Annotated in this window: 13 protein-coding genes and 1 riboswitch; of the genes, 1 reads left to right on the top strand and 12 read right to left on the bottom strand. The window is 67.2% G+C overall.

Annotation, left to right across the window (positions count from 1 at the left end; genetic code table 11):
• Window positions 1-11: 11 nt before the first annotated feature.
• A riboswitch (TPP riboswitch) is annotated at window positions 12-118 on the bottom strand.
• Between the two features lie 50 nt (window positions 119-168).
• The 3 genes from BLW05_RS17225 to BLW05_RS17235 form a co-directional block, all read right to left on the bottom strand.
• Window positions 169-1,134: a rhodanese-like domain-containing protein gene (locus tag BLW05_RS17225; RefSeq protein WP_093164454.1), complete on the bottom strand. Its 966-nt coding sequence runs from the start codon at window positions 1,132-1,134 to the stop codon at window positions 169-171.
• Between the two features lie 38 nt (window positions 1,135-1,172).
• Window positions 1,173-1,985, bottom strand: a complete 813-nt coding sequence (locus tag BLW05_RS17230; RefSeq protein ID WP_093164455.1) for a DUF3047 domain-containing protein — start codon at window positions 1,983-1,985, stop codon at window positions 1,173-1,175.
• Window positions 1,986-2,153: 168 nt separating this feature from the next.
• Window positions 2,154-2,588, bottom strand: a complete 435-nt coding sequence (locus BLW05_RS17235) for a YchJ family protein (RefSeq protein ID WP_093164457.1) — start codon at window positions 2,586-2,588, stop codon at window positions 2,154-2,156.
• Between the two features lie 131 nt (window positions 2,589-2,719).
• Here BLW05_RS17235 and BLW05_RS17240 point away from each other — a divergent pair, with 131 nt between their 5' ends.
• Window positions 2,720-3,463: a helix-turn-helix transcriptional regulator gene (locus BLW05_RS17240; protein ID WP_093164459.1), complete on the top strand. Its 744-nt coding sequence runs from the start codon at window positions 2,720-2,722 to the stop codon at window positions 3,461-3,463.
• Between the two features lie 15 nt (window positions 3,464-3,478).
• Here BLW05_RS17240 and iaaH read toward each other — a convergent pair whose 3' ends face one another.
• The 9 genes from iaaH to BLW05_RS17285 form a co-directional block, all read right to left on the bottom strand.
• A complete protein-coding gene (gene iaaH, locus BLW05_RS17245; protein ID WP_093164461.1) occupies window positions 3,479-4,999 on the bottom strand; it encodes an indoleacetamide hydrolase in 1,521 nt (506 codons plus the stop codon).
• Window positions 5,000-5,082: 83 nt separating this feature from the next.
• The gene (locus tag BLW05_RS17250; protein ID WP_093164463.1) at window positions 5,083-6,213 is read right to left on the bottom strand and encodes an acyl-CoA dehydrogenase family protein; all 1,131 of its coding nucleotides are present in this window, start codon (window positions 6,211-6,213) and stop codon (window positions 5,083-5,085) included.
• Window positions 6,214-6,239: 26 nt separating this feature from the next.
• Complete coding sequence (locus tag BLW05_RS17255; protein WP_093164465.1) at window positions 6,240-7,487, bottom strand: glutamate carboxypeptidase; 1,248 nt, start codon at window positions 7,485-7,487, stop codon at window positions 6,240-6,242.
• A 60-nt stretch (window positions 7,488-7,547) separates the two neighbouring features.
• Window positions 7,548-8,381 (bottom strand): alpha/beta fold hydrolase, encoded by an 834-nt coding sequence (locus BLW05_RS17260; RefSeq protein WP_218135182.1) that lies wholly within the window; start codon window positions 8,379-8,381, stop codon window positions 7,548-7,550.
• A gap of 23 nt (window positions 8,382-8,404) precedes the next feature.
• Window positions 8,405-9,124 carry an ABC transporter ATP-binding protein gene (locus BLW05_RS17265; RefSeq protein WP_177142689.1) on the bottom strand — a complete coding sequence of 240 codons (720 nt, stop codon included), beginning with the start codon at window positions 9,122-9,124 and terminating at the stop codon, window positions 8,405-8,407.
• Window positions 9,121-9,852 (bottom strand): ABC transporter ATP-binding protein, encoded by a 732-nt coding sequence (locus BLW05_RS17270; protein WP_093164468.1) that lies wholly within the window; start codon window positions 9,850-9,852, stop codon window positions 9,121-9,123. The genes BLW05_RS17265 and BLW05_RS17270 overlap by 4 nt, the downstream gene beginning before the upstream one ends.
• A complete protein-coding gene (locus BLW05_RS17275; RefSeq protein ID WP_093164470.1) occupies window positions 9,849-10,817 on the bottom strand; it encodes a branched-chain amino acid ABC transporter permease in 969 nt (322 codons plus the stop codon). Before BLW05_RS17275 ends, BLW05_RS17270 begins: the two co-directional genes overlap by 4 nt.
• Window positions 10,814-11,704 carry a branched-chain amino acid ABC transporter permease gene (locus BLW05_RS17280; protein ID WP_093164472.1) on the bottom strand — a complete coding sequence of 297 codons (891 nt, stop codon included), beginning with the start codon at window positions 11,702-11,704 and terminating at the stop codon, window positions 10,814-10,816. The genes BLW05_RS17275 and BLW05_RS17280 overlap by 4 nt, the downstream gene beginning before the upstream one ends.
• Window positions 11,705-12,871 (bottom strand): amino acid ABC transporter substrate-binding protein, encoded by a 1,167-nt coding sequence (locus tag BLW05_RS17285; RefSeq protein WP_177142690.1) that lies wholly within the window; start codon window positions 12,869-12,871, stop codon window positions 11,705-11,707.
• Between the last annotated feature and the right edge of the window lie 23 nt (window positions 12,872-12,894).

Below are 12,894 nucleotides of genomic sequence, written 5' to 3' on the forward strand. Positions count from 1 at the left end.
GCCTTTGGCATCGCGGGAGTTGCAGCTCTTCTTACGCTGGCATGAACCAGATCAAGTTCGCGGGTTCGGCCTTTGGCCATCTCAGCGCGCCTCATTGCGCGCACCCCGGAGCGGGGCCGATTCTAGGCGCAGGCCGCGCGGGGGATCAAGCCGCGGGTCAGGCGGCGATCAGGCTGGACGTGCGACGGCCATTGGCGCGGCGGCCACCGGCGCTTCGAAGACGGTCTCGGCCATCCATGCATCGATGCCACCGGCCAGCACACGGACGCGCGGCACGCCAGCGGCGATGAAGAGACGCGCAGCGGCAATCGCACCGCCGTCTTCGGGGCAGTCGCAGTACACCACCAGCTCGCGGCCATCCGCGAAGCCGTCGATGCGCGACGGAATGTGCTTGAGCGACACGCCGATCGCACCCGGAATCACGCGGCCGTCCAGCAGGCGTGCGTCTTCGGAACGCACGTCGATCACCGTCACGTCCGTGCCCGCCGAGAGTGCTGCGCGCAGGGCGCCCACTTCGATGCGATCGATGTCATCCGCCTGCAACGCAAGCCGGCGTTGCCAGTAGCGCCACGCGACGAATGCGCCGAGCAGCATTGCGAACACCGCGGCGGCGGTCACGCCCACGCTCGAGAGCACCGCCAGCACATCCTGGATGGCCGCGTGGAACACGCGCCCGAGCAGCAGGAAGCCCAGGGTCCAGATCAGCGCGGCCACCGTCTCGTAGGAAAGGAAGCGCGCATTCGACATGCCCAGCGCGCCCGCCATCGGCGGCGCCACCACCGACACGCCCGGCACGAACTTGGCTGCGATCAGCGACAGGCCACCCCAGCGGCCGATGATGTTCTCGCTGCGCTTGACGCACGAATCCGCCGACAGGGAGATGCGGCACAGCAGGCGCATCACACGATAGCCCCAGCGCCGTCCGGCGACGAACCATGCGCCGTCGCCGAGGATGTTTCCCAGCAGCGCCGCCAGCGTGACGGCGACGAACGACACCTCGCCCCCGACCGTCAATCCACCGGCCACCACCAGGAAAGGAACGGCGGGCACCGGCGCACCCAGCCGCGCCGCCAGGGTGGCGACGAACACCAGGGCAGAACCCTGGCTGGCGAGGAGTGCAACGAAGTCGTTCATTTCTTGGAACCTGGAGGTGATGTGGGATGGATGGCTGGCTATTCCTTGGGTTGGGTCGCCGCTTCCTGGGTCGATGGTCCGCCGTGCAACTCGACGTCGGAGAAATAGGCGATGCCATGGCCGTGGGTGTTGTCCGAATCCGCGGAGATCGCGACCGCCACGATGTCCGGCACCGTATCGCCGGCTTCATCGCCGAAGGTGCGCTTGTAGTCCGCGAGCAGATTGCGGCGTTCCGCGACCCATGTGCCGGGCTTGGATGCCGGGCCCGATTCGATGACGAACATCCGCACGCGGCGGGTGAAGGCATTCGCCAGCGCGGTGCCCTTGGTTTCCTTGTTGTCCCACACGTAGCACAGCGCCTCGCTCGGCACGTCCTCGCCGGTGGTCTTGCGCGCCAGCGCGAGGCGTGCGCGCTCGCTCACCGACAGCTTGTCGGTCGGGAAGTCGAAGAACACGCAGATCTTCGCGGCGCCGTCGTCGCCGGCGCGGGTGCGCAGATCGGCACCCTCCACGAACTCGTCGACGCGCCAGCGCCATGCCAGTGTCGCATTGGCATTCAGCGGCAGGTGCGCGGGGTGCACGAGGTTGCCGTACGACTGGTCCGAATCCACCTTGAGCACGCGCTTGCCGTCTTCCTGGACCACTTCGAACCGCGTGGCGGCCTTGTTGGGCAGCGTGGTGAAGCGCCACGGCTGCGGCGCCTGCGCGCCCTGCGCACTGGAAAAGGGCGTCAGCAGCGGCGCCTCACCCGCCGCATGGGCCAGAGGTGCGGCCAGCAGCGCTGCCGCCAGCGGCAACGCGGATGCGATGCCTCGCCACTGCACATTGCGAATCGTCTTGCCGATCGTCATGTCGCGCTCCTGCCTCGTGTTGTTGGTCTTCGGGCAAGCGCGCTTGACGCTTTTACCCACTGCCACGGAGTGTGAGGGTTCGGCGCCGCAAGATAAATAGGCCAAAAGGAATCGGACTGTATCGATCGCGGACACAATCCCGCGCCGCGTCGCGCGAATCCGCGCCAATCAGAGCAAATCGCCGTCGACGTAGTACCAGCGATTCAGCTTTCCGTCAGGTTCGCAGACGAAGCGGCTGCGCTCGTGCAGGCGCACCGCGACGCCGGACCTGCCGCGCTGGCGGGCGACGAACTCCACCTCGGCGTGGTCCGCCGATGTCGACCGCGAACGGACATCGAGCCCCAGCCATTTCACGCCCGGCTCGAAATCGAGCGTTGCAGGCCGCGTGGTGCGATGCCACGTTGCGAGCAGGTAATCGGCACGCTCGCGCACGAAGGCGGTGTAGCGCGAGCGCATGAGCGATTCGGCATCGGGCGCGGGCGTGCGCTCGAAGTCGTCCAGATAGCGGCCGCAGCACTGGGCATAGGGCAACGCAAGTGCCCTGCGATCGCGGCGCCCGCAGGGGCAGTGAACAAGGGCGGGGCCTGAGGAGGATGCGGACATGCAGGATCGAGGATGGAAAGCCGTCGCGTATTGTGACGACCGCGCCCGCCCACTGCGCGCAAACCCTGAATCCAGCCGATGGCGCGGCACTTGCAGCAGGGCTAAGCTTGGACGGCCTCCATGGAGCGACGATGTACCTCAGTGGTTCGGAGCAACACGCGCTGCGCAGCATCTTCGCGCTGCTCGCAGAAGACCAGAGCCAGCGCGAGATCCGCGAGCGCACCGGCTGGGCGCTGCTCGACCTGTTGCGGGCAGACCAGTTCGCCTCCTTCGTGTGGGACGCCGCCAGCGGCACCTTCGACGACCGGGTCGCGCTCAACATGGACCCGGCCAATCTCGATCGCTACAACCGCTGGCACCAGTACCACGACCCCATCACCTTCGTGCTGCAGGCGCGCCGCCATGCCACCCGCGTCACCGAAGTGATGCCGCAGCGCGAGTTGATGCGGACCGCGTTCTTCACCGACTTCCTCTCGCGCGACGGACTGCACTGGGGCATGAATCTCCACGCCTTTCACGGCGACCGCGCACTGGGCGACCTGCGCATCTGGCGCCGTCGGGACCGCGGCGACTTCAGCGACCACGACAAGGCGCTGCTCGACCTCATCGAACCGGCCTTTGCCGGCGCGCTGCGACGCGCACAGCGTGTGGCGCCAGCGGCGGCCGACACCGCACCCGCGTGGTCGCGACTGAGCGAGCGCGAACGCGAGGTCGCGGCAGCCGTGTGCAAGGGACTCACCGACAAGGACATCGCACGGCGCATGGGCGTTGGCGTGCCGACTGTCCGCACCTATCTGCGGCGCATCTTCGACAAGCTCGGCATCGAACGCCGTGCGGCGCTGGCCGGCCTGGCGGGGCCGGATCGCCCGGACTGAGGAGCGGGCCCGCCCCTACTTTGCCGGCGCCGGCAGCCGACCCAGCAACGGCTCGATCGCAAGGCCCAGCGCCAGCAGCTTGCGATCACTGCCGGCCGGTCCATCCAGCTCCAGGCCCACGGGAAGACCGCTCGTGGCGCCCAATGCCACCGGCAGTTGCAACCCCGGAATGCCCGCGTTGCTGCCGGGGTCCGTGTTCTGGATCAGGGCGACGAAGTTCTCCACGCTGCTCGCCTCCGGGGTGGCCGCGATCGCCACGCGAGGCACCGTCGGGAACACCAGCGCGTCCAGCCTGTTTTTCGTGAAAGTGTCGCGATAGAGCTTCTGCAGCGCCGGCCGGGCCACGCGCATCGCGTTGTCGTAGGCGGGCTTCGCATCCACCACGCCGTTGGGGGCCGGCAGCTTGCGCGGGATGATCAGGCCGTCGAAAGTGCCCTTGACGTCCGGACTGGCGATGCCCGCCGCCAATTGCGCCAGATCGACACCGGTGCGGTACCTGGCAAGATAGGTCGCGATGTCGTCATGCGCCTCGTAGAGCGCGACCGGGAACCCGACGGCGCCGTTGAGCTCCGCCAGCTTCGGCATGTCCACATCCACCAGCGTGACGCCGGCCCCGCGCAGCTTGGCAAGCGCCGCGTCGACGGCGCCGCGCGTGTCGGCATCGAGGTTCGCGTGGAAATCCTTCACCACGCCGAGCCGCACGTGCTTCAGGCTCGCGGGCTTGACGGCCGTTCCGCCGGCGATGACGCGATCGAGCAGGGCGACGTCCACCACCGACACCGCCATTGGCCCCGCCGTGTCACGGGTGTGCGAAATCGGCGCGATGCCGTCCTGCGAATAGCGCCCCACCGTCGGCCGCAGCGAAGCGCAGCCGTTGAACGCGCACGGGATGCGTACCGAGCCACCCGTGTCGGTGCCCAGACCGGCCGGCGCCATGCGGGCGCCGAGCGCTGCGCCAGTGCCCGAGGACGACCCGCCCGCGATGCGACTGCTGTCGTAGGCATTGCGCACGCCCACCTCCGGTCCGGTCTGGAACGCGGGGTTGTAGCCCGTGACGCCAAACGCCAGTTCGTGCATGTTCGTCTTGCCCAGGATGATCGCGCCAGCCGCGCGCAGCTTGGCGACCACCGGCGCATCCGCCGCGGGGACGAAATTCTTGAGCGCAGGCGTGCCGGCCGTCGCGGGCAGGCCCTTGACCTGGATGTTGTCCTTCACGACCACCGGGACACCCGCCAGGGGCAGGCAGGCGCCACCCCGCTTGCGCGCCGCATCCGCCGCACGCGCCGCCTTCAGCGCGCCCGCTTCATCGAGCGTGACGAAGGCATTCAGCTGCGGCTTCGCCTTGGCCTGCGCGATGTAGGCCGACACCAGTTGCTCGCTGCTGAGCGAACCCGAGCAGATCTGCCGCGCAGCCTCGCTGGCCGTCAGCGTCGCCAGATCCGGCGCGGCGGATTCAGCCCACGCCGGCAAACCGGCAGCGCTGATGCAAAGTACCGCCGCTGCGCGCAGGGCGGAAGGGGTGAACGAACAGGGCATGGCAGCACCTCCGACAAGGAGCCGCCATGCTGCTACGCCGTGCGTCGCTTGTCTGTCATCGAAATCGATGACAGCGGGCCGCTTCAGGCCAGCGCGCGCTGGATCAGCAGCTTCTGTATGTCCGAAGTGCCTTCGTAGATCTGGCACACCCGCACGTCGCGGTAGATGCGCTCCAGCGGAAAGTCGTTGACGTAGCCGTAGCCGCCCAGCGTCTGGATCGCGGCGCTGCACACGCGCTCGGCCATCTCGCTCGCGAAGAGCTTCGCCATCGCCGCTTCCTTGAGGCACGGCAGGCCCGCATCGCGCAGGCTCGCCGCGTGCCAGATCAACTGGCGAGCCGCTTCGATCTGCGTCGCGCACTCCGCGAGCCGGAAGCCCACTGCCTGCTGCTGCAAGATCGAACCGCCGAAGGCCTGACGCTCCTTCGCGTAGTTGACCGCGAACTCGAACGCGCTGCGCGCCATGCCCACGCTCTGCGCGGCGATGCCGATGCGCCCGCCCTCGAGCGCGCCGAGCGCGATCTTGTAGCCCTCGCCTTCCTGGCCGATCAGGTTCTCGGCCGGGATGCGGCAGCCGTCGAAATTGATCTGCGCGGTGTCGCTCGAATGCTGTCCCAGCTTGTCTTCGAGGCGCGCAACGTCGTAGCCGGGTGCATCGGTCGGCACGATGAAGGCGCTCATGCCACGCTTGCCTGCGCCCTTGTCGGTGACCGCGATCACGATCGCGACCTGCCCGTTCTTGCCGCTGGTGATGAACTGCTTGACGCCATCGATCACCCAGCCGTCCCCGTCCTTGCGCGCCGTGGTGCGCAGCGACGATGCATCGCTGCCCGCCTGCGGCTCGGTCAGGCAGAAGGCGCCGAGCATCTTTCCCTGCGCGAGCGGCTGCAGCCATTGCTTCTTCTGCGCCGCATTGCCGTAGCGCATCAGGATCGCGTTGACCGGGCAGTTGGTCACGCTGATCGCGGTGCTGGTGCCGCCGTCGCCGGCGGCGATTTCCTCGAGCACCAGTGCGAGCGTGAGGTAGTCGAGCCCCGCGCCGCCGTCTTCCTCCGGCACGCAGATGCCATAGGCACCCAGCGCCGCCAAGCCCTCGTGGGCCGCCTTGGGAAAGCTGTGGTCGCGGTCCCATTGCGGCGCGTTGGGCCAGAGCTCGGCCTGCGCAAAGGCGCGCACGGCATCGCGAATGGCTTCCTGGTCGGTGTTGAGCAGCATGGCGGGGCTCCTTCCGTTCGCTGTGTTTACTTGCCTTGGCCGAGGTCCATGATCAGCTTGCTGGCCATGTACAGGCGGCGCGGGATCGCGCTGGTGTCCACGAACTCGGCCTTGTCGCTGTGGTAGCCGAAGCCCGGCAGGCCCAGGCTTTCGATGACCGGCTTGCCCGCAAGCGCCGCGTAGGCCGCATCGGTGCCGCCACCGGTGCGCTCGGTCACCGTGAGCTCGCCGCCGGCTTCCTTGTAGTAGGCCACCGCCTTGTCGACCAGCTTGCGGCCGCCTTCGCCGGCATTGAAGGCCGGGCGGCCGCGCGTGACGAGCACCTTGACGTCGGCATCCGGCAGCTTCTTCTTCTGCGCGCGGGTTTCGAGCGTCTTCATCGCGGCTTCGAAGTCTTCGTTCTTCGCGTAGCGCACGTCGGCGTTGAGCGTGGCGCTCGCCGGGATGATGTTCGACACCGCGCCGGCCTTGGCGATGGTCCAGTTGAAGCGCAGGCCCTTGGCCTTGTCGTCGATGTCCTGCGTGCGCAGCACGAGGTCCGATGCCTCGACCAGCGCGTTCACGCCCAGCTCGGGCGCCGCGCCCGCATGCGACGCCTTGCCGGTGATGTTGGCCTGTACGTAGGCGATGCCGGAGGTTCCGAGTGAAAGATCTTCCTTGCCCGCGCCGGTGGGCTCGAAGGACAGCACGTAGTCGGACTTCGCGGCTTCTTCCTGGATCAGGTCGCGGGAGCCGAAGGAGCCCTTCTCCTCGTCGGTGTTGAACAGCACGGTGATGCTGCCGAAGTCGTCGAAGCCCCGCGCCTTGAGCAACTTGAGCGTGTGGATGATCACCGCGTTGCCGCCCTTGTCGTCGGCAATGCCGGGGCCATAGGCCTTGTCGCCCTCGATGCGGAACGGTGCCTTGGCGAGGATGCCCTTGAGGTAGACCGTGTCCATGTGCGAGATCAAGAGCAGGTTCTTGCCGCCCTTGCCCTTGATCTTGCCGACGATGTTGTCCCCGACCACGATGCCGGCCGACTTGCTGCGCGTGACGGTGAAGCCCAGCGACTTGAGCTGGTCTTCGAGGTACTTTCCAGCGGCTTCGAGACCTTCCGCGTCGCCAGTGCCGGTTTCGATGTTGACCAGGTTTTCAAGGGTCTTGATGACCGCCGGCTTCTCAGCGGTGGCGGCATCGAACAGGGCCTGATCGCGGGTCTGTGCGTGAGCGGCGGAGGCAAGGAAAGCGGAAGCGAGCAGCATTGCGATCGCGCCGCGGGGGAAGGCCGGATGCATGAACAGGTTTCTCCTGCTGAATGGACAAGCCTTCCATTCTAGGGAGCGAAACCCGCGCGATCAGTGCGGCCAATCGCGCGGCACCGAGCCCAGTTCGGCGCGCGGCCGCAGCCACGCCAGCGCCGCATCGTTGAAGGCCGGTGCGTTCTCGATGTTGCTGAGGTGGCCGGCATCCGGCAGCACGCTGACGGGGGCGCCGCCGAGCTTGGCCGCCATCTCGTGATGCATCGCGACCGGCGTGAGGCGGTCGTCGGCGCCGACCACGAAATGTGCCGGCGCGCGGATCAGCGAGATGTCGCCGAGCACCACTTGGTCCACCGTGGCCTGCAACGACTTGATGTACGACTCTTTGTGCAGCGCCGCGATGCTGTCGATGAGCTGCTGGAGCTGCGCCTGCGTGGCCTTCGGGCCGACGAGCGAACGCGCCACCCCCTCCGCGATATCGGCCGGCTCCTTGCCGGCGAGCAGCGGCGCGCGCCGGCTGTCGACGAAGGCCTGGCGCTGCTCGGGGGAGAAGGCCTCGAAGCCCTCGTGCGTGTCGAGCAACGTCAGCGTACCAACGCGATCGGGGTGAAGCAGCGCGGTGCGCATCGCGATGCGCCCCCCCATCGACAGGCCCACGAGATGGGCGCGTTCGACGCCGAAATGATCGAGCACGCGCAGCACGTCATCCACGAAGTCGTCGAAGGCCAATGCGCCTTCGTAGTCGTCGCTGCTGCCGTAGCCACGCGCATCCCACGCCACGCACGAGAAGTGCGGCGCAAAGGCCGGCAACTGTGCGCGCCAGTTGGTGCGGTTGCCGCCAATGCCGTGCATGAAAAGCGCGAGCGGGCCCGCGCCAGCGAGATCGACGGCCAGAGAGGGCGTGCCAGGGATGCGATAGGTCTCGGACATGGTTCGGGAATCTCTCTCTTTGTTCAAAGGCCCAGATAGGCCTGGCGGATGCGCGGATCGCCCGCAATCTCGGCGGCGGGGCCTTCCGCTGCGACACGACCGTTCTCGACCACATACGCATGCGTGGCAACTTCAAGCGTGCGATGCACGTCCTGCTCGGCCAGCAGCAGCGTGAGCCCTTCGGCAGTGAGGCGGCGCACCAACGCGAAGATCTCGAGCGCCATCACCGGCGCGAGGCCCAGCGTGGGCTCGTCGAGCAGCATCAGCTTCGGCTCGGCCATCAGGCCGCGGCCGATCGCGAGCATCTGCTGCTCGCCGCCGGAAAGCGTTGCCGCGGCCTGGGAACTGCGCTCACGCAGGCGCGGGAAGATATCGAACACCCGATCGATGTTCTGCCGCAGGCGCGGGCGCGCGCGCAGGTTGATGCCGCCGAGGCGCAGGTTCTCGTGCACGCTGAGCGTCGGAAACACCATGCGCCCCTCGGGCACCAGCACGAGGCCCGAGAGCACGCGCTTGTCGGCGGTCCGGTGGCCGATCTCTTCGCCCATGAAGCGCAGCGCACCACCCTGCACCGGCAGCAGGCCGCAGAGGGTCTTCATCAGTGTGGTCTTGCCCGCGCCGTTGGCGCCCAGCAGCGCGGTCACGCCGCCTTCGCGCACCTGCAGCGACAGGCCATGCACCACACGCGTCGCGCCGTAGCCGGTGACGAGCCGGTCCACCTCGAGGATCGGATTCGAGCTCATGCGTGCGCTCCGAAGTAGACCGACAGCACCTTCTCGTTCTCGCCGATCTGCGCCGGAGTGCCTTCGGCGATCAGCTCGCCGTGGTGCAACACGACGATGCGGCCACACAGTTCCATCAATGCGCGCATCACATGCTCGATGACCAGCAGCGTGAGGCCCCGCGAGGTCTGCAGCCGCCGCAGGGTTTCGAGCATCTGCGCGACCTCGGTCGGCGTGAGGCCCGCCATCACCTCGTCGAGCAGCACCAGCCGCGCACCGGTCGCGACGCAGCGCGCGATCTCCAGCCGCTTCTGGCCGGACAGCGTCAGCGACGACGCAGGCCGGTGGGCCACATTCGCGAGCCCGACCTCTTCAAGCACCTGCATGCATGCGACATCCGCTTCGGCCTCGCGCCGGAACTGCGCGTGCCCGAACATTGCGCCGGTGCGCAGGTTTTCCAGCACGGTGAGCGACGGAAAGGGTTTGACGATCTGGAAGGTGCGCGCGACGCCGAGCCGGCAGACCTGGTCGGGCCGCAGGCCGACGATCGGCTTGCCCTCGAACGCGATCTCTCCCGCCGTCGGCCGCACATTGCCCGCGATGAGCGCGAACAGCGTGGTCTTGCCGGCGCCGTTGGCACCCATCACGCCGACGATGCGGCCGGCCTCGACATCGAAGGAGACGTTGTTCAGCGCGGTCAGCCCGCCGAAGCGCTTGCCCAGCCCGCGTATGGAAAGCAGCGTGCTCATGCCTTCGCTCCTTCCGCGGTCGATGCCCGCTCGGAGCGCTTGCGCGCACGCGCATCCGCGATGCCGACGAGGCCGTCGGGCAGCACCAGCACGAAGGTGATGAGGATCGCGCCGAGGATGATCATGTAGAGCAGCGGCGCGTTGGCCCACAGCAGTTCCTGGATCGCGAACAGAAACACCACGCCGAGCACCGGTCCCTTCGCGTTGTCGCCGCCGCCGAGGATCGCCATCGCGATCATGGTGATCGAGATCATCGGATCGAATACCCCGCCCACCACGAAGTAGGTCGAGCGCAGCGCCATCACCGCGCCGACCATCCCGGGGATCGCGGCCGACAGCACGAAAGCCAGCAGCTTGAAGCGCACCACCGGTACGCCGAGGGTCTCGGCGGCCTCTTCGTTCTCGCGCAGCGAACGCAGCCCGTGGCCGAAGCGCGAGCGGCTGACCCAGGTGAGCAGCCCGGTCGCGAGCACGGCCAGCGCGAACATCGAGAAGTACACGACGATGAGGTCCGGCGTGCCGAAGAGGATGCGGCTCGCCGTGCCGCTCGCGGATTCGGCCGCGATGATGATGTACTTCACCAGCTCGGCAAGGCCGAAGGTCAGGATCACGAAGTAGGGTCCCCGCACGCGCAGCACCGGCAGGCCGACCAGCCCCGCGAACACCGCCGCAAGCAGGCCCGCACCGATCACGACCAGCGGAAATGGCGCCTGCTGCCAGGTCACCACCATCAGGTAGGCGCCGAGGCCGTAGAACACCACATGGCCAAGCGAGACGTAGCCGGTCATCTTCGAGAGCACGCACCAGCTTTGCGTGAGCGCGAGCCACATCAGCAATGTGAGCCCGGTGCCGACGAGATAGTCGTTAGCGACGAAGGGCAGCACCAGCATCGCGACGGTGCCGGCCGCCATTGCAGCGAGCCAGCCGTTGGCACTTCGGCGGGAATTCGTTTCTGGATGGGTCATCGCTTCGCCAGAAGGCCGTTGGGAAAGAGCAGCAGGGCCGCGACGAAGCAGCCGTAGAGCAGGACCGAGCGCAGGTTGGCCGAGGTCAGTGCAACGCCGTAGGTCTCGATCACGCCCAGCAGCAGCGCGGCCGCGAGCCCGGCCATCACGTTGCCGAGACCGCCGAGGATGATCACGATGAAGCCTGCGATGGTGAGCGGAAAGCCCGAGAACGGCGAGAACTGCTCCAGCATCGAGATCAGCGCGCCCGCGAGGGCCGCACTGCCGAAGCCGAGCGCAAAGCTGCCCCACTGCACACGGTCCACGTCGACGCCGACCACGTACGCTGCCTCGCGCCGCTCGATCACCGCGCGCATCGCCAGCCCCGCCATGCTGCGCCCGAGGAAGAGCGCGATCGCGATGCAGGTCGTGCCCGCCACTGCGAGAGCGGCGATGCGGTTGCCGGTCATCGCGACATTGCCGACGTGCAACACATCATCGAGGTACTGGTAGGCGCGGTTGTTCGGCGTGAAGAGCATCGCCGCCACGTTCTGCAGGATGATCGACAGGCCGAAGAAGAGCAGAAGCGAGTTGCTCTCCATGCGCCCCGCGTTGGGCGAAGGCGCAGCAAGCAGCCGCCGGAACAACCCCTTGTAGAGCAGGTAGCCCAGCAGCGCGCCGAGGCCCCCTACCACCGGCGCCGCGATCAGCGGGGAGATGCCGAGCAGGCTGAACGCCCAATAGGCCGCGTACGCGCCCAGCATCACGAGGTCGCCATGCGCGACATTGAGCATCCGCATGGTCCCGTAGACCAGGTTGAGTCCCAATGCGACCAGCGCATAGAGCGAGCCCGTGACGAGGGCAGCGAACAGCAGCTGCCCCGAGAGCAGCACATCGAGTACGGACATTTACCAGGACTTCTTGGCCTCGTACTGCCCGGTCGCAATGGACTTGGGCCACACGATCTGGAGCTTTCCCTTCTGCGTCTGCACGAAGGCGGTGGGCGTGATCACGTTCTGAACGCCGTCGAATTTCACCTTGCCGTTGATCGTGTCGAAAGTGTCCTTGCTGATGGTTTCGCGGATCTTGGCCTTGTCGAGTCCGTCCTTCGCAACCGCCGTTTCGAGGATCTCCAGCGACATCCATGCGAGCGCGGAGTTCAGGTAGTCGGGGTCCTCGCCGAATTTCTTGACGTAGGCGTCATAGAAGGCCTGCGAGCCCTTCCATTCCGGACGTGGCGACCAGTGCGCGATGGTGATCACGCCTTCCGCGACCGTGGGGCCGACCGCCTTCGCGAAGAAAGCGTCGCTCGGGCCGATCGCGATGAACTGCACCGGGCTCGCCAGGCCGAGTTCCTTCGCCTGCTTCGCGTAGAGCACCGAATCGCCCGGGTACGCGAGCGCGAGCACCGCATCGGGATTCGCCTGCTTCACCTGCGTGAGGATCGATGTCATGTCCTTGATGTCCGGCGGGTACTCGGTCGAGAGCTTGATCTCGATGCCGGCCTTCTTGAGCTCGGGCTCGAGGTAGTTCTTGATCTCCTTGGTGAAAGGCAGCACGTTGGCCAGCACCACCGCCGACTTCACGTTGTTGGCCTTCAGCATCGCGGTGAGCTCCACGCCGATGCGGTCGGGGATCGCCGAGGTCGGGAACCAGATGTAGCCCGGCTTCACCTGCCGCAGCGACACCGACGCGGCGGTGTTGCCGACCATCGGGAACTTGAACTTCTCCAGCACCGGCGCGACCGCGATCTGGAATGGCGTTCCCCACGGCGCGAGCAGCAGGTCGACCTTGTCGTCGGTGATGAGCTTTTCATAGATGCGCACCGCCTGCTCGGGCTTGGACTGGTCGTCGTAGGTCACGAACTCGACCTTGCGCTTCGTGCCGCCGACGTCCATGCCGCCGCGCGCGTTGACCTGCTCCTTCCACAACTCGTAGGTGTTGTTCTGCGAGGGCGTCGCGTTGGCGAGCATGCCGGTGCGCGCCATCGAATAGCCGATGCGTATCGGCTTGTCGGCCTGCGCGAAAGTGGATGGCGCGAAGACCATCGCGGCCAGCGCCGCGATGCTGCTCATGACCAACCTGCGATTCCATGTGG

Origin of the sequence: Variovorax sp. YR216, assembly GCF_900107745.1 — a bacterium.
Taxonomy (GTDB): domain Bacteria; phylum Pseudomonadota; class Gammaproteobacteria; order Burkholderiales; family Burkholderiaceae_C; genus Variovorax.